This window comes from Micrococcus sp. NPDC078436 (assembly GCF_040702705.1).
GTDB lineage: Bacteria > Actinomycetota > Actinomycetes > Actinomycetales > Micrococcaceae > Micrococcus.
In genome coordinates, this window is sequence record NZ_JBFBLX010000002.1 from 139,001 (window position 1) to 155,115 (window position 16,115).

12 protein-coding genes are annotated in these 16,115 nt (G+C 72.5%); 6 read left to right on the top strand and 6 right to left on the bottom strand.

Annotated elements, in window-relative coordinates; translation table 11 throughout:
- Nucleotides 1-16: 16 nt before the first annotated feature.
- Nucleotides 17-823: a DUF4191 domain-containing protein gene (locus AB0302_RS02245; RefSeq protein WP_248115674.1), complete on the top strand. Its 807-nt coding sequence runs from the start codon at nt 17-19 to the stop codon at nt 821-823.
- Nucleotides 824-908: 85 nt separating this feature from the next.
- Here the strand turns inward: AB0302_RS02245 and AB0302_RS02250 are convergent, their stop codons facing one another.
- Complete coding sequence (locus AB0302_RS02250; RefSeq protein ID WP_366370403.1) at nt 909-1,424, bottom strand: RDD family protein; 516 nt, start codon at nt 1,422-1,424, stop codon at nt 909-911.
- A gap of 158 nt (nt 1,425-1,582) precedes the next feature.
- Here AB0302_RS02250 and glnA (AB0302_RS02255) point away from each other — a divergent pair, with 158 nt between their 5' ends.
- Together glnA (AB0302_RS02255) and AB0302_RS02260 are read left to right on the top strand one after the other, a co-directional pair.
- On the top strand, nt 1,583-3,007 hold the full coding sequence (glnA, locus tag AB0302_RS02255) for a type I glutamate--ammonia ligase (protein WP_366370404.1): 1,425 nt from the start codon (nt 1,583-1,585) through the stop codon (nt 3,005-3,007).
- A 207-nt stretch (nt 3,008-3,214) separates the two neighbouring features.
- Nucleotides 3,215-4,219: an LLM class flavin-dependent oxidoreductase gene (locus AB0302_RS02260; protein WP_319076143.1), complete on the top strand. Its 1,005-nt coding sequence runs from the start codon at nt 3,215-3,217 to the stop codon at nt 4,217-4,219.
- A gap of 15 nt (nt 4,220-4,234) precedes the next feature.
- On the opposite strand, the gene AB0302_RS02265 is transcribed toward AB0302_RS02260, so the two are convergent.
- A complete protein-coding gene (locus tag AB0302_RS02265; RefSeq protein ID WP_366370405.1) occupies nt 4,235-7,324 on the bottom strand; it encodes a bifunctional [glutamine synthetase] adenylyltransferase/[glutamine synthetase]-adenylyl-L-tyrosine phosphorylase in 3,090 nt (1,029 codons plus the stop codon).
- Between the two features lie 8 nt (nt 7,325-7,332).
- The gene (gene glnA / locus AB0302_RS02270; RefSeq protein ID WP_319076139.1) at nt 7,333-8,673 is read right to left on the bottom strand and encodes a type I glutamate--ammonia ligase; all 1,341 of its coding nucleotides are present in this window, start codon (nt 8,671-8,673) and stop codon (nt 7,333-7,335) included.
- A gap of 39 nt (nt 8,674-8,712) precedes the next feature.
- On the opposite strand from glnA (AB0302_RS02270), the gene panB reads away from it, so the two are divergent.
- Complete coding sequence (gene panB, locus AB0302_RS02275) at nt 8,713-9,597, top strand: 3-methyl-2-oxobutanoate hydroxymethyltransferase (RefSeq protein ID WP_319076137.1); 885 nt, start codon at nt 8,713-8,715, stop codon at nt 9,595-9,597.
- 60 nt (nt 9,598-9,657) lie between these two features.
- On the opposite strand, the gene AB0302_RS02280 is transcribed toward panB, so the two are convergent.
- Nucleotides 9,658-9,882: an SPOR domain-containing protein gene (locus AB0302_RS02280; RefSeq protein WP_248115681.1), complete on the bottom strand. Its 225-nt coding sequence runs from the start codon at nt 9,880-9,882 to the stop codon at nt 9,658-9,660.
- A gap of 36 nt (nt 9,883-9,918) precedes the next feature.
- Between AB0302_RS02280 and map the strand changes: the two genes are divergently transcribed.
- Complete coding sequence (gene map, locus AB0302_RS02285; protein WP_319076134.1) at nt 9,919-10,863, top strand: type I methionyl aminopeptidase; 945 nt, start codon at nt 9,919-9,921, stop codon at nt 10,861-10,863.
- 74 nt (nt 10,864-10,937) lie between these two features.
- Nucleotides 10,938-11,747, top strand: coding sequence for a polyphosphate--glucose phosphotransferase (ppgK, locus tag AB0302_RS02290; protein WP_366370437.1), 810 nt, complete (start codon nt 10,938-10,940; stop codon nt 11,745-11,747).
- Nucleotides 11,748-11,879: 132 nt separating this feature from the next.
- On the opposite strand, the gene nrdR is transcribed toward ppgK, so the two are convergent.
- Complete coding sequence (nrdR, locus tag AB0302_RS02295) at nt 11,880-12,374, bottom strand: transcriptional regulator NrdR (RefSeq protein WP_298711262.1); 495 nt, start codon at nt 12,372-12,374, stop codon at nt 11,880-11,882.
- Nucleotides 12,375-12,441: 67 nt separating this feature from the next.
- Nucleotides 12,442-16,044, bottom strand: coding sequence for a DNA polymerase III subunit alpha (gene dnaE / locus AB0302_RS02300; protein ID WP_366370406.1), 3,603 nt, complete (start codon nt 16,042-16,044; stop codon nt 12,442-12,444).
- Between the last annotated feature and the right edge of the window lie 71 nt (nt 16,045-16,115).

Below are 16,115 nucleotides of genomic sequence, written 5' to 3' on the forward strand. Positions count from 1 at the left end.
TAGACTGGACCCCGCTATGGCCAAGAACACGCAGACCCCCTCGCCCTCCGCCGGATCCACCTCCCTCAAGGAGGTCAAGGCCATGCAGCGCGAGCGGCGCCGCCAGATGAAGGTGGACGCGAAGGCGGACCGCCGGCGCAAGCGCTCCTCCGGCGGCCCCGGCATCCTCACGCAGCTCAAGCAGGTCTTCGCCATGACCCGCCAGCACAACCCGAAGGTCGTGCTGTGGATGGCGCTGGCCTTCTCGGCCGCGCTGGTGGTGGGCCTGGTCATCGGCCTGCTGCTGCACAACTGGATCACGTGGCTGCTGATCGCCATCCCCTTCGGCGTGCTCGCCGCGGTGATCGTGATGAACCGCCTCGCGGAGCGGGCCATGTTCGCCCAGCTCGAGGGACGTCCCGGATCCGTCGGCGCCGCCCTGTCCACGCTGCGCCGCGGCTGGATCGTGCCCGAGCAGCCCGTGGCCGTGAACCCGAAGACCCAGGACGTCGTGTACCGCGCGATCGGCCGCCCCGGCGTCGTGCTCGTCACCGAGGGCCCCGCCCCGCGCCTGGCGAAGCTGCTGGCCAAGGAGGAGCGCAGCCTCGAGCGCTTCCTGCCCAACGTGCCCGTGCACGTGGTGCAGGCCGGCAACGGGGAGGGCCAGACGCCCCTGCACCTCGTGCCCAAGACGCTGAAGTCCATGAAGAAGACGCTCACCGACCAGGAGGTCAGCGCGATCGACAAGCGCCTGTCCGCCCTGAACACCTCCCGCCCTCCGATCCCCAAGGGGATCGACCCGATGCGCGCCCGCGCCGACCGCCGAGGCATGCGCGGCCGCTGAGGCCCGCTCGGTGCCACGTCCGGACCGGACGCGACAGGGGCGGCCCACCAGCACGGTGGGCCGCCCCTGTTGCGTCTCGGCGCGCTCACATGCGGATCTCGACGGTGCCCGCCACGCGGTCATGCATGCCGCGCCCATCGGGGTCCACCACGACGGCGGGCAGCACGAGGCACAGCAGGACCGTCCGGACGAGGACGCGGTGGACGGGCGCGGTGCGGCCGCCCACGCGCACCACCTGGGTGCGCAGCAGGGCCTTGCCCACGGTGGTGGCCAGCAGGGAGATCCCGACGACGTGCATCACCGCGAAGACGAGCAGCGTGGCGATCGCCTCACCGCCGAACACGAGGTTCGAGACGACGAGGGCGAGCGCCCAGTCGATGCACAGCGCCCCGAGTCGGCGGGCCGCCGTCGCCATGGAGGCCGGACCGCGCTGGGGGAGGCCGAGGAGGTCGCCGGGCCACCGCCCCGCCGCGCGGCCGCCGCCCGGACCGTCCACCCACCCCGCGAGGTCCGCGCGCGTGATGAGCGGCTCGGCGCGGTCTCCGGCGCCGCGCCGGGACTCGTCGGGCCGGTCAGGGGGGTCGGTCGCTCGGTGTGCCACCCCTCCAGCGTAGTCGTCGCCCGGCGCGCCACAGCAGTCACGAAGAGTCTCTGGCTACGCTGGAACGTCGCCCCCTGAGTAGTCTGGAGGGCGTCGGCCGGCGGGCCCGGGTGTCTGCCGGCGCCCCCGTTCCGTCCCAGGAAGGCCAGGAGAGAACCGTGTTCACCTCCCCCGCAGAAGTCCTCGCGTACATCGAGCAGGAGGGTGTCGAGTTCGTCGACATCCGCTTCACCGATCTGCCGGGCATGCAGCACCACTTCAACGTCCCCGCCTCCTCCGTGGACGAGGACTTCTTCGTCACGGGCCAGCTGTTCGACGGCTCCTCCATCCGCGGCTTCGCCGGCCTGGCCGAGTCCGACATGCAGCTCATCCCGGATGTGGAGACCGCCTACCTGGACCCGTTCCGCGTGCGCAAGACGCTCGCCATGAACTTCTCCATCGTGAACCCCCGCACCGGCGAGCCCTACCGCCGCGACCCCCGCGGCGTGGCCCAGCGCGCCGAGGCCTACCTCACCTCCACGGGCATCGCGGACACCGCGTTCTTCGCCCCCGAGGCCGAGTTCCACGTGTTCGACGACGTGCGCTGGGAGTCCTCCGCGCGCGGCGCCTCCTACGCCGTGGACTCCGAGGAGGCCTACTGGAACACCAACCGTGTGGAGGAGGGCGGCAACCTCGGCTACAAGACGCCCAAGCAGGGCGGCTACTTCCCCGTCTCCCCCACGGACAAGCAGGCCGACCTGCGGGACGAGATCTGCACGATGCTCACCGAGGTGGGCCTGACGGTGGAGCGCTCCCACCACGAGGTGGGCTCGGCCGGCCAGGCGGAGATCAACTACCGGTTCAACACCCTCACCCACTCCGCGGACGACCTGCTGAAGTTCAAGTACGTCGTGAAGAACGTCGCCGACATGTTCGGCAAGTCCGCCACCTTCATGCCGAAGCCGGTCTTCGGCGAGGCCGGCTCGGGCATGCACTGCCACCAGTCGCTGTGGATGGGCGGCGAGCCGCTGTTCTACGACGAGAAGGGCTACGCCAACCTCTCGGACACCGCGCGCTGGTACATCGGCGGCCTGCTGCACCACGCCTCCGCCGTGCTGGCGTTCACCAACCCGACGGTGAACTCCTACCGCCGCCTCGTGCCCGGCTACGAGGCCCCGGTCTCGATGGTCTACTCGCAGGGCAACCGCTCCGCGGGCATCCGCATCCCGATCACCGGCTCCAACCCGAAGGCCAAGCGCCTCGAGTTCCGCGCCCCGGACGCCTCGGGCAACCCCTACCTCGCGTTCGCCGCGCAGCTGATGGCCGGCCTGGACGGCATCCGCAACCGCATCGAGCCGGCCGAGCCGATCGACAAGGACCTCTACGAGCTGCCCCCGGAGGAGGCCGCGGACATCCAGAAGGCGCCCACGAGCCTCGAGGAGGCGCTCGCCGCGCTCGAGGAGGACCACGAGTTCCTCCTCGCCGGTGACGTGTTCACCGAGGAGATCATCCGCACCTGGATCGACTACAAGCGGGAGAAGGAGCTCACCCCGCTCTCGCTGCGGCCGAACCCCTACGAGTTCGAGCTGTACTACTCCTGCTGACCCGCGCCTCCGCGCGGTCCACGACGCCGGCCGGTCGTCTCCCCCAGGGAGGCGGCCGGCCGGCGTCGTGCCCGGGGAGGGCGGCACCGGGCGTGCAGCACTCGGCCTGAGACGTGGAGCACGGGGCGGGGCAGCGCTGGAATAGCCAAGCCCCCGCGGACGCTCCACGAGGGGAGAGCACTGCCCGCCTACCGCCCGAGGAGCACCATGACCGAGACGCCTGACCCCACACCCCTCCCGCTGTCCCTCCTGGACCTCGCCGTGGCCCGCCCCGGCGAGGGGGCCGGCGAGGCCATCGCGCAGTCGGTGCGCCTGGCGAGCGTGGCCGAGGAGGAGGGCTTCCGCCGTGTCTGGTACGCAGAGCACCACAACATGCCCGCGATCGCCTCGTCGGCGACGTCCGTGCTGATCGCCCACGTGGCCGCCCGGACGAGCACCATCCGCCTGGGCAGCGGCGGCGTCATGCTGCCCAACCACTCCCCGCTGGTGATCGCGGAGCAGTTCGGCACGCTGGCCGAGCTCCACCCGGGCCGCATCGACCTCGGCCTCGGCCGCGCCCCCGGCACCGACCAGCGCACGCTCCAGGCCCTGCGGCGCTCGCCCGATGCCGCCGAGCACTTCCCGCAGGACGTCCTGGAGCTGCAGGGCTACCTGAAGGGCGAGAGCCGGATCCCCGGGATCGACGCGTACCCGGGCAAGGGCACCGACGTGCCGCTGTACATCCTGGGCTCCTCTGCGTTCGGCGCCCAGCTGGCCGCTCGCCTCGGCCTGGGGTACGCGTTCGCGAGCCACTTCGCCCCGCAGATGCTCGAGCACGCCGCTCGGGTCTACCGCGAGCACTTCCAGCCCTCGGCCGACCTGGCCGAGCCCCACTTCATCGCCGCCGCGAACGTGATCGCGGCAGACACCGAGGAGCAGGCGCAGGCGCAGTGGGAGCGGGCCAAGCGCGACCGCATCCGCATGATGCTCGGCCGCGGCCGCACACTCGGCGACGACGAGGTCGAGATGCTGCTCGACTCCCCCGCCGGCGAGCAGGTGCTCGGCATGCTCGCGCGCACCGCCGTGGGCACGGGCGAGACCGTGGCCGCCTGGCTGCGGGACTTCGCCGCCGGTGTGCAGGCCGACGAGGTGATCGTCACGACGGCGGCCCCGGACCCAGCCGTGCGCGAGCGCACGCTGCGGATCCTGGGCGAGCACGTGGTCCGCGGCTAAGCCCGGGCGCTCCGGTCAGAGCCCGTAGAACCGCGTCTCGAACACGGAGCGGGCCTGCCGGGTGACCCGCAGGTAGCGCTCCTCGAACGCCGCGGGGCCCGCGTTGCCGTCCGCCCCGCTGAGGCGGGCGATCGCGGCCAGGTCGCGCGCGTTCGTGGGCAGCACGTCCCCGGGCTTGCCGCTCCACAGCACCGTGGCGGCGCGGATGCGGCTGGCCAGGAGCCAGGCCTCCTCGAGCACGCCGGCCTCGGCGTCGGGGAGCAGGCCGTGCCGGGCGAGGGCCCGCAGGGCGGGCAGGGTCGAGGTCACACGCAGGTCCTCGACCTCGGGAGCGTGGCGCAGCTGCAGGGACTGCACGAGCCACTCCACGTCGGAGAGCCCTCCGCGGCCGAGCTTGACGTGCCGGGCCGGGTCGGCGCCGCGGGGCAGGCGCTCGGCCTCCACGCGCGCCTTGATGCGGCGGATCTCGCGGGCGTCGGCGTCGGTGAGACCCTGGGCGTGGCGCACGGAGTCCGCCCAGCGGCGGAACTCGTCGGCCAGCCCGTCGTCCCCGGCCACGGGCCGGGCGCGCAGCAGCGCCTGCCGCTCCCACACCTCCGCCCAGCGCCGGTAGTACTCCCGGTACGAGTCCAGGGTGCGCACGAGCGGGCCCTGCCGCCCCTCGGGGCGCAGGTCCGAGTCCACCTCGAGCGGCCTCTCCCCCGGCAGGGGCGGCGCCGCCGGCTGCTTCAGCAGGGAGACCACGTGGCGGGCCACCGCCTCCGCCTGGGCGCCGGCGGCCTCGTCGTCGGCTCCCGGCCGCGGGCGGTGCACGAACATCGCGTCGAGGTCGGAGCCGTACATGATCTCGCGTCCGCCCTGGCGGCCCATGGCCACCACCACGACGTCGGTGAGGGGCTCCTGCCCCTGCGTGGCGGCGTGCACGGCCACGCGCAGCGCCCCGGCGACGGCCACCTGGTCGATGTCGGCGAGTGCCGCCCCGATCGTCTCGAGGCCGAGCTGCCCGGACATGTCCGCGAGCGCCACCCGCAGGATCTCGCGCTGGCGGATCTGCCGGACGTGGCGGATCGACTGGGCGGGGGACCCGTCGTCGCCGTGCCGGTCCAGGCGGGCGGCGACCTGACGCCACAGCGTCGCGGAGCCGCGGGGCTCCAGCTCACGGTCCTCCCCGACCCACGCCACCGACTCGGGGGCGTGCTCGAGGAGGTCGCCGACGAACCGCGAGCCGGCCAGCACGAGGCACACGCGCCGGGCAGCCTCCCCCGAGTCCCGCAGCATGCGCAGGAACCACGGCGAGGTGCCGAGGGCCTCGGAGAGGCGCCGGAAGGCGAGCAGCCCCGCGTCGGGGTCGGGCCCGTCGGCGAACCAGCCCAGCATGGCCGGCAGCAGCTGGCGCTGGATGGCCGCGCGTCGGGAGACGCCCTGCGTGAGCGCCTCGATGTGGCGCAGGGCGCCCTTCGGGTCGCGGTAGCCGAGGGCGGCGAGACGTTCGCGCACCGCGTCCGCGGAGAGGCGCACCTCGTCGTCGGAGAGCGCCGCCGTGGTGGAGAGCAGGGGACGGTAGAACACCGTCTCGTGGAGCGAGCGCACGTGGCGGCGGACGGCTCCGAAGCGCTCCCTCAGGCCCTCGGCCGCGGCGGGCTCCGTGCGCCCCGCGCCGCGCAGCGAGCGGGCGATCACGCGTAGGGCGTCGTCCTTGGCCGGCAGAAGGTGGGTGCGGCGCAGGTGCACGAGCTGGATGCGGTGCTCGAGGGCACGCAGCCAGCGGTAGTGCTCCTCGAACGCGGCGGCGTCCGCCGTGCTCATGTAGGAGGCGGCGTGGAGGGCCGCCACGGCGTCGAGGGTGCCCCGCACCCGCACGGACTCGTCCGCGCGGCCGTGCACCAGCTGCAGCAGCTGGGCGGTGAACTCGACGTCGCGCAGCCCGCCGGCGCCGAGCTTGATCTCCCGGTCCCGCTCGGCGGGCGCGATCGTGTCCAGCACGCGCCGGCGCATCGCGCGGACGGCGTCCACGAACCCCTCCCGCGCGGAGGACTCCCACACGCGCGGCCACACGGCCTCCACGTAGCGCTCGCCGAGGGCGCGGGAGCCGGCGATCGGGCGTGCCTTGAGCAGGGCCTGGAACTCCCAGCCGTGCGCCCAGCGGCGGTAGTACTCCACGTGGGAGTCCACGGTGCGGCTGAGCGCGCCGTCCTTGCCCTCGGGGCGGAGGTTCGCGTCCACCTCCCACAGGCCCGGCTCGGGGGCGGCGCCGGTGATGACGCGCGAGATCCCTGCGGCCAGCTCGGCCGCCACGGAGGCGGCGCCGCCGACGGGCGCGGCGTCCTCGGCCACGTCGTGCACGAACACCACGTCGACGTCGGACACGTAGTTCAGCTCGCGCGCCCCGCACTTGCCCATCCCGATGACGGCGAGCTCGACCCCGCGGGCGGCATCCCCGTCGCGAGCGACCACCTCGGCGCGGGAGACGGCGAGGGCGGCGTCGATCGCCGCACCGGCCAGGTCGGCCAGCCACGCGCCGACGGCCGGCATCACGGCGGACGGGTCGGGCGCGGCGAGGTCCGCGAGCGCGATCGCGGTGAGCTGGCGGCGGTACGCCCGGCGCAGCGCGACGGCGGCGTCCGCCCCCGTGAGCCCGGCGCAGGGCCGCTCGGCGTCCGGGTCCGCCTCGACGGCCGCGAGCAGCAGGCGGCGCAGGTCCTCGCCCGGGGCGGTGTCCGGCCCGTCCCCGTGCTCGAGGCCGGTGAGGGCGGGGGCCGTGGCGGCCGCGGCCTCCGGGTCCAGCACGAGGTCGAGGTGCTCGGGGCACCGGATGAGGAACTCGCCCAGGGCGTCGGAGGCGCCGAGCAGGCGGACGAGGCGCGTCGCGTGGTCCGGGTCGGCCAGCGCGGTGTGGACGCGGGGCTCGCGATCGGCCAGGCGCACCCAGAGCAGCAGGGCCCGGTCCGGGTCCGCGGCGTGGCAGAGCACGTCCACGAGCGGCCCCACGTCGACCCCCTGGAGCTCGGGGGACTCGAGGAGGCCGACGGCGCGGGGCACGGCCTGCACACCCGCGCGCGTCAGGGCGCGGCGGTGGGGGCTGCCGGACGGGGGCAGGGTCGGCATCGTCGGCCTCAGAGGGCGCTGAGGTAGCGGCGCAGCTCGTAGGGGGTGACCTCGACGCGGTAGTCGTCCCACTCCTGGCGCTTGTGGCGCAGGAACGCGTCGAACACGTGCTCGCCGAGCACGGAGGCCACGAACTCGGAGTCCTCGGCCAGCCGCAGGGCGTCGTGGAGCGTGCCGGGCAGCGGGGTGTGGCCCAGCACGCGGCGCTCGTGGGGGCTCAGGGCGCTCACGTCGTCCGAGGCCGGCTCCGGCAGCTCGTAGCCCTCCTCGATGCCCTTCAGCCCGGCCGCGAGCAGCAGCGCGTAGGTGAGGTAGGGGTTGGCGGAGGCGTCGATCCCGCGGTACTCGATGCGGGCCGAACCGGCCTTGTCCGGCTTGTAGAGGGGCACGCGGACGAGCGCCGAGCGGTTGTTGTGGCCCCAGGACACGTACGAGGGGGCCTCGCCCCCGCCCCACAGGCGCTTGTACGAGTTCACGAACTGGTGGGTGACGGCGCTGATCTCCTCGGAGTGCCGCAGCAGGCCCGCGATGAAGCTGCGGCCCGTCCTGGAGAGCCGGAACTCGTCCGCCGGGTCGTAGAACGCGTTGGCGTCCCCCTCGAACAGGGAGAAGTGGGTGTGCATGCCCGAGCCCGGGTGCAGCGCGAACGGCTTCGGCATGAACGTGGCATAGCTGCCCTGCTGCGCGGCCACCTCCTTGACCACGGTGCGGAAGGTCATGATGTTGTCCGCGGTGGTCAGGGCGTCCGCGGCGCGCAGGTCGATCTCGTTCTGGCCCGGCCCGTTCTCGTGGTGGCTGAACTCCACCGAGATGCCCATCTCCTCGAGCATGGTGACGGCGTCGCGCCGGAAGTCCTGCGCCTCTCCCCCGGGCACGTGGTCGAAGTACCCGGCGGTGTCCACCGGCTGGGGCTGGCCGTCCGGGCCGAGCTCCGAGCTCTTGAGCAGGTAGAACTCGATCTCCGGGTGCGTGTAGCAGCTGAAGCCCATGTCCGAGGCCTTCTCCAGCACGCGCCGCAGGGCGTGGCGGGGGTCGGCCGGTGCGGGGGCGCCGTCCGGGGTGAGGACGTCGCAGAACATGCGGGAGGTCTGCCCCTGCTCCCCCCGCCACGGGAGGATGGTAAAGGTGGCCGGGTCCGGCTGCAGGAGCATGTCCGACTCGGAGATGCGGGTGTAGCCGTCGATCGAGGAGCCGTCGAAGCCGAGGCCCTCCGTGAACGCGGACTCCACCTCGGCGGGGGCGAGGGCGACGGACTTGAGGGTGCCCACCACGTCGGTGAACCAGAGGCGCACGAAGCGCACGTCCCGGTCCTCGATGGTGCGGAGCACGACATCCTGCTGACGATCCATGCCGCCCACTCTATCCACGCCCGCCGTAGACTCCGGGGCATGTCCGCCACCCCCTCCGCCACGCCCGCCCCCGAGTCCCCGGCCCCCTACGGCGGCGCCGCGCCCGCGTCAGCCGGCCCGCCCGCGCGCTGGCGCACGGTGCACCTGCAGCGCGCGAAGGACGAGGGCCGGCGCTTCGCGATGCTCACGGCCTACGACGCGATGACGGCCGCGCTCTTCGAGGAGGCCGGCGTCGAGGTGCTCCTGGTGGGCGACTCGGTGGGCAACACGGTCCTCGGCCATCCCTCCACCCTGCCCGTGACCCTCGACGAGATGGTGCTCTTCTCCGCGGCCGTGGTGCGCGGAGCGACGCGCGCGCTCGTGGTCGCCGACCTGCCGTTCGGCTCCTACGAGGCCTCCCCGCAGCAGGCGGTGGCCGCGGGCGTGCGCCTCATGAAGGAGGCGGGTGTGGCGGCCGTCAAGATGGAGGGCGACGAACGCTTCGCCGAGCACGTCGCCGCGCTGACCGCGGCCGGCGTCCCCGTGATGGCGCACATCGGCTTCACCCCGCAGTCCGAGCACGTCCTCGGGGGCTACCGCGTGCAGGGCCGCGGCGAGGGGGCCGTCGAGCGCATGACCGCCTCAGCACGGGCACTCGAGGAGGCGGGCGCCTTCGCCGTGCTCATGGAGATGGTGCCCTCGGACGTGGCCGCCGCCGTCGACGCCGCGGTGCGCGTGCCCACCGTGGGCATCGGGGCGGGGCCGGGGACCACGGGCCAGGTGCTCGTGTGGCAGGACATGCTCGGCCTGCGTGAGGGGCGCATGCCCCGGTTCGTGAAGCAGTACGCGCAGCTGCACGCGGTCATGGGCGAGGCGGTGCGCGCCTTCCGCGCGGACGTGCTCGAGGGCTCGTTCCCGGCGCCGGAGCACGGGTTCGAGGGCTGAGACGCCCCTCTCGGCCCACCCTGGCCGGGTGGGCCGCGACGGGCCGGGTGCCGGGACGGCTCAGCTCGCGTCGTCGAGCGGGTTGGCATTCCACTTCTCGTCGTGGTCCTCGGCCTCGTCGAAGGCCTCGTTGCGGGCCTGGACGCGGGCCAGCGCGGACTCCGCCTCGGCACGCGAGGCGTACGGGCCGAGGAGCTCCTTCCAGTTGGACTGGGCCCCCTCCTCCACCTCGTGGGTGCGGACGTTGAAGTAGTACTCCCGAGCGGTGCTCACGTCATCGTTCATGCGGGCCACCCTAACGGGGCCGATACGCTGGAGGACATGTCCGATCGCCAGAGCCCCGCCGCCCCGTCCAGCCACAACGGCCCCCGCCCCGCGGGGCCCCCGGCGCCGGAGCCGGGCTCGAGGGCCCCGGTGGGCACGCTCGCGCCGGGCGTCCTCTCCCCCGCCCCTCCCGTGCCCGCCGCGATCCCGCGCCCCGAGTACGTGGGGAAGGCCACGCCGGACGAGGGCCACGCCTCGGACGTGTACGACGCCGCCGGGATCGAGCGCATCCGCACGGCCGGACGGCTCGCCGCGCAGGCCATGGAGGCCGCGGCCGCGCACATCGCCCCGGGCGTCACCACCGACGAGCTCGACCGCGTGGCCCACGAGTTCCTCGTCTCCCACGGCGCCTACCCCTCGTGCCTGGGCTACCGCGGCTTCCCCCGCTCCATCTGCACCTCGCTGAACGAGGTCATCTGCCACGGCATCCCGGACGGCACCGTCCTGGAGGACGGGGACATCGTCAACCTGGACATCACCGCCTACGTGGACGGCGTGCACGGCGACCACAACCGCACCTACCTCGTGGGCGAGGTGGACGAGGAGTCCCGCCTGCTCGTGGAGCGCACCGAGGAGGCCCTGCGGCGCGGCATCAAGGCCGTGAAGCCGGGCCGGCAGGTCAACGTGATCGGCCGCGCCATCGAGTCCTACGCCAAGCGCTTCGGCTACGGCGTGGTGCGCGACTTCATCGGCCACGGCGTGGGCACGGACTTCCACTCCGGCCTGGTCATCCCGCACTACGACGCCGCGCCCCTGCACGACACCGTCATGGTCCCGGGCATGGTGTTCACGATCGAGCCGATGATCACCCTCGGCACCATCGAGTGGGACCAGTGGGACGACGGCTGGACCGTGGTCACGCGGGACCGCCGGCGCACCGCGCAGTTCGAGCACACGCTCGTGGTCACCGACGACGGCGCGGAGATCCTCACCCTCCCGTGAGGGGTGTCCGTACACTGGCGCACGTGAGCAACCTCGAAGCCTCCCCCCCTGACCAGCCCGGCACCGAGCAGTCCGTGAAGGACCCCGGGGCGTCGAAGTACCCGACCGTGCTCGGCGTCGACATCGGCGGCACCGGCATGAAGGGCGGCCTCGTGCGCCTCGGCACGGGCCCCAAAGCCGGGACGCTGCGCGGGGACCGCTTCCGCATCGCCACGCCGCAGCCGGCCATGCCGCTGCCCGTGGCGGAGACCCTCGCGGCCATCACGGCCCAGCTGGACCGGCGGGAGAAGGCCCCCGCGCCGGACTCCCCGATCGGCGTGTGCTTCCCCTCGATCGTGCGCGGCGGCGTGTGCCGCTCGGCCAACAACATCGACCCCTCCTGGATCGGCACGGACCTGCGGTCGATGTTCGAGGAGCGGCTGGGCCGCCCCGTCACCGTGGTCAACGACGCCGACGCCGCGGGCCTGGCCGAGGCCCGCTACGGCGCGGGGCGCGGCCACGAGGGGCTCGTCCTCGTCATCACCCTCGGCACCGGCATCGGAGGGGCGATGATCAACGACGGGGTGCTCGTGCCCAACTTCGAGGTCGGCTCCATGGAGCTCGACGGCGTCATAGCCGAGACCCGGGCGTCCGCGAAGGCCCGCGAGCGCGACGGCCTGAGCTGGGCCGAGTACGCGGTGCGCCTGCAGCGCTTCTTCTCCCACGTGGAGCGGATCTTCTCCCCCGACCTGTTCATCGTGGGCGGCGGCATCTCCAAGCGCCCCGACGACTACCTGCCCCTGCTGCGGCTGGACACCCCGATCATCCCGGCGCAGCTGCAGAACAACGCGGGCATCGTGGGCGCCGCGCTCGCGGCCCACGGCTCGGCGGCCGACCACACCTGAGCCCCGGCCGGTGAAGACACCGCGGGCGGTTCCGGCTTCCCCTCCGGAACCGCCCGCGGCAGTCTGTGCGTCGCCCGCTGGGGGCCTCGCCGCCCCCACTGTAGCCCCTCGACGGGCTCCCCTGTCCAGCCCCTAGCGCGTGAACAGCCGGGGCTGCACCGCGGGCCGTCCGGGGGCCTCGCCCTCGGCGTCGCGCAGGTCCGCGATCGCGTCCTCGAAGTCGCTCAGCGACTCGAAGTCCCGGTAGACGGAGGCGAAGCGCAGGAAGGCGACCTGGTCGAGGCGGCGCAGGGGGTCCAGGATCGCCAGGCCAACGTCGTGGGCGTCCACCTCGGCGTTGCCCGAGGCGCGGACGGTCTCCTCGACCTCCTGGGCGAGCATGGCCAGGTCGTCGCTCGTGACCGGCCGGCCCTGGCAGGCCTTGCGGACCCCGTTGATCACCTTGGAGCGGTCGAAGGGCTCGGCCACGCCCGAGCGCTTGACCACGGTGAGCGCGGTGGTCTCCATGGTGGTGAAGCGCTTGCCGCACGCCTGGCACTGGCGGCGGCGGCGGATCGCCGAGCCGTCGTCGAGGGAACGGGAGTCCACCACGCGGGAGTCCTCGTGACGGCAGTACGGGCAGTGCACTCTCTCGCTCCCTCCTCGTGGACGACCTCGGCCTGACCTGCGCCCACTCTACGGCGGCGGCCGGCGATCAGCCCAGGCAGGCCGGACCGAGCAGGATCTTCAGATCGCCGAAGAGCGCCGGGTTCGGGCTCACGCGGAACTGCGGGCCGAGCACGAACTCCTGCGCTCCGCGCTGGCCCATCAGCGTCAGGCGCACCTCGGAGGAGCCCTCGTGGGTGCGCAGCACGTCTGCGAGCTGGCCGATCACCTGCTCCGTGGCCTTGAAGGAGGGCATCTGGATGCGCACGGGCCCGGACGTGCCGTCCGTGAGCTCGGGGATGGCCAGCTCCATCGCGGAGAGGGACACGGAGCCGTCGTCGCGGCGCTGCACGCGCCCCTTCACGGCGACGACGAGGTCCTCCGCGAGCATCATGGCGATCGGGGCGTACACCTGGCCGAAGAACATCACGTCCATGGATCCGCCGAGGTCCTCGATCTCGCACCGCGCGTACGCGTTGCCGGAGGACTTGGCGATGCGCCGCTCGAGCGTGGTGATGAGCCCCGCGATGGTGACCTGGGAGCCGTCGGCGGGCCCGTCGTCGTCGAGCACGCGGGTGATCTGCGTGTCCGCGTGCTGGGAGAGCACGGCGTCCAGGCCCTGCAGCGGGTGGTCGGACACGTAGAGGCCCAGCATCTCCCGCTCGTAGGCGAGCTTGTCCTTCTTGGACCACTCCGGCAGCTCGGGCACGGCGACGCCGTCCGAGGCGTCGGAGGCGTCCTCGGCCTCCGCCGCGCCGCCGAGGGCGAAGAGGTCGAACGTGAACTCGCCGTGGTCCTCCTTGCGCTTCTGCGCCACCGTGGCGTCCACCGCCTCCTCGTGCACCGCGAGCAGGGCACGCCGGGCGTAGCCGAGGGAGTCGAAGGCGCCGGCCTTGATCATGGACTCGATCGTCCGCTTGTTGCAGACCACGAGCGGCACCTTGGCCAGGAAGTCGCCGAAGCCGGTGTAGAGGCCCTTCTCCTCGCGGCCCTGCACCATGCCCTTCACCACGTTGGCGCCCACGTTGCGCACCGCCCCCATGCCGAAGCGGATGTCCCGGCCCACCGGGGTGAACGTCAGGTGGGACTCGTTGACGTCGGGCGGGAGCACCGTGATGCCCATGTGGCGGCACTCGTTCAGGTACATCGCGAGCTTGTCCTTGTCGTCGCCCACCGACGTGAGCAGCGCCGCCATGTACTCGGCCGGGTAGTGCGCCTTCAGGTACGCCGTCCAGTAGGAGACCAGTCCGTACGCCGCAGAGTGGGCCTTGTTGAACGCGTAGTCCGAGAACGGCAGGAGGATGTCCCACAGCGCCTTCACGGCGGCCTCGGAGAAGCCGCGGTCCAGCATGCCCTGGTGGAAGGCGGCGTACTGCTTGTCCAGCTCGGACTTCTTCTTCTTGCCCATCGCGCGGCGCAGGATGTCCGCCTGGCCGAGCGAGTACCCAGCCACCTTCTGGGCGATCGCCATGACCTGCTCCTGGTACACGATCAGGCCGTAGGTCGTGTCCAGGATCTCCCGCAGCGGCTCCTCGAGCTCCGGGTGGATCGGCGTGATCTCCTGCTGCCCGTTCTTGCGCAGCGCGTAGTTCGTGTGGGAGTTCGCACCCATGGGGCCCGGACGGTAGAGCGCGATGGTCGCCGAGATGTCCTCGAAGTTGTCCGGGCGCATCATCTTCAGCAGGGAGCGCATGGGACCGCCGTCGAGCTGGAACACGCCCAGGGTGTCGCCGCGGGCCAGCAGGTCGTAGGAGGCCTGGTCGTCGACGTCGAGGGTCTCGAGGTCCAGGTCCACGCCCTGGTTCGCCTTCACGTTCTCGATCGCGTCCGAGATGATCGTGAGGTTGCGCAGACCCAGGAAGTCCATCTTGATCAGGCCCAGCGACTCCGCCATGGGGTAGTCGAACTGGGTGATGACCTGGCCGTCCTGGAGGCGGCGCATGATCGGCACGACGTCCACCACGGGCACGGAGGACATGATGACGCCGGCCGCGTGCACGCCCCACTGCCGCTTCAGGCCCTCGATGCCCTTCGCGGTCTCGAACACCTGCGCCGCCACCGGGTCCGTCGCGATCAGCTCGCGGAACGGCGCCGCCTCCCCGTAGCGCGGGGCGTCCGGGTTCTCGATGTCCTTGAGCGGGATGTCCTTGGCCATCACGGCCGGCGGCAGGGCCTTGGTGAGCGCCTCGCCCATGGAGAAGGGCTGGTCCATCACACGGGCCGAGTCCTTCAGGGCCTGCTTCGTCTTGATCGTGCCGTACGTGACGATCATGGTGACGCGCTCGTCGCCGTACGTGCGGGTGACGTAGTCGATCACCTCGGAGCGGCGCCGGTCGTCGAAGTCCACGTCGAAGTCGGGCATGGACACGCGGTCCGGGTTGAGGAAGCGCTCGAAGATCAGCCCGTGCTTCAGCGGGTCCAGGTCGGTGATGCGCAGCGCGTACGCCACCATGGAGCCGGCTCCCGAGCCGCGGCCCGGGCCCACGCGGATCCCGTTCTCCTTGGCCCAGTTGATGAAGTCGGCGACGACGAGGAAGTACCCCGGGAACCCCATCGAGATGATGACGTCCAGCTCGTAGTCCGCCTGCTTGCGCACGTGGTCCGGGACGCCGTCCGGATAGCGGTAGTCGAGGCCCTTCGTGACCTCCTTGATGAGCCAGCTGGTCTCGTCCTCGCCCTCCGGCGTGGGGAACACCGGCATGTAGTTGGCGTCCGTGTCGAACGTGGACTCGCAGCGCTCAGCGATCACGAGGGTGTTGTCGCACGCCTCCGGGATCTCCCGGAAGAGCTCGCGCATCTGCCGCGGCGACTTCAGGTAGTACTCCGTGCCGGAGAACGCGAAGCGCGAGCCGCCCTGGTCGTAGCTGGGCTCGTTGAGCTTGGAGCCGGACTGCAGGGCCAGCAGCGCCTCGTGGGCCTTGGCGTCGTGCTCGTGCGTGTAGTGCAGGTCGTTCGTGGCCACGAGCGGCAGGCCCAGGTCCTTGGCCAGGCGGCGCAGGTCCGTGATGACGCGCTTCTCGATGTCCAGGCCGTGCTGCATAATCTCGCAGTAGAAGTTCTCGGCCCCGAAGATGTCCCGGAACTCGGCGGCCGCCGCCACGGCCTCCTTGTACTGGCCCAGGCGCAGGCGCGTCTGCACCTCGCCCGAGGGGCAGCCCGTGGTGGCGATGAGCCCCGAGGAGTACTGGCTCAGCAGCTCCCGGTCGATGCGCGGCCACTTGGCGTACACCGAGTCCAGCGAGGCGATGGAGCCCATGCGGAAGAGGTTGTGCATGCCCGTGGTGGACTGCGCCAGCATGGTCATGTGCGTGTAGGCGCCGCCGCCGGAGACGTCGTCGCCGCGCTGGTGCGGCTCCCCCCAGCGGATCTTCTCCTTGTCCGTGCGGTGCTGCGTGCCCGGGGTCAGGTAGGCCTCGAGGCCGATGATCGGCTTGATGCCCGCCGCGGTGGCCTGACGCCAGAAGTCGAACGCGCCGAACAGGTAGCCGTGGTCCGTGATGGCCAGGGACTGCATGCCGAGGCGGTCGGCCTCGGCGAACAGCTCGTCCAGCTTCGCCGCGCCGTCGAGCATCGAGTACTCGGTGTGCGTGTGGAGGTGGACGAAGCCGCCGTCCTTGAGGGCCTCGGCGCGGGTCTCGGAGGTCGCGGTCATGCGGGGTGGAGCTCCTTCGGAGAGGACGACGGCGGGCCCGCCCCAGCCTACTGCGCGTCACGGGGGGGCGG

Bases quoted from the DNA above. Each gene is read 5' to 3' on its own strand.
- dnaE (WP_366370406.1), bottom strand. From the start codon at position 16,044: ATGACCGCGACCTCCGAGACCCGCGCCGAGGCCCTCAAGGACGGCGGC.
- AB0302_RS02260 (WP_319076143.1), top strand. From the start codon at position 3,215: ATGACCGAGACGCCTGACCCCACACCCCTCCCGCTGTCCCTCCTGGAC.
- panB (WP_319076137.1), top strand. From the start codon at position 8,713: ATGTCCGCCACCCCCTCCGCCACGCCCGCCCCCGAGTCCCCGGCCCCC.
- glnA (WP_319076139.1), bottom strand. From the start codon at position 8,673: ATGGATCGTCAGCAGGATGTCGTGCTCCGCACCATCGAGGACCGGGAC.
- map (WP_319076134.1), top strand. From the start codon at position 9,919: ATGTCCGATCGCCAGAGCCCCGCCGCCCCGTCCAGCCACAACGGCCCC.
- AB0302_RS02280 (WP_248115681.1), bottom strand. From the start codon at position 9,882: ATGAACGATGACGTGAGCACCGCTCGGGAGTACTACTTCAACGTCCGC.
- AB0302_RS02245 (WP_248115674.1), top strand. From the start codon at position 17: ATGGCCAAGAACACGCAGACCCCCTCGCCCTCCGCCGGATCCACCTCC.
- AB0302_RS02265 (WP_366370405.1), bottom strand. From the start codon at position 7,324: ATGCCGACCCTGCCCCCGTCCGGCAGCCCCCACCGCCGCGCCCTGACG.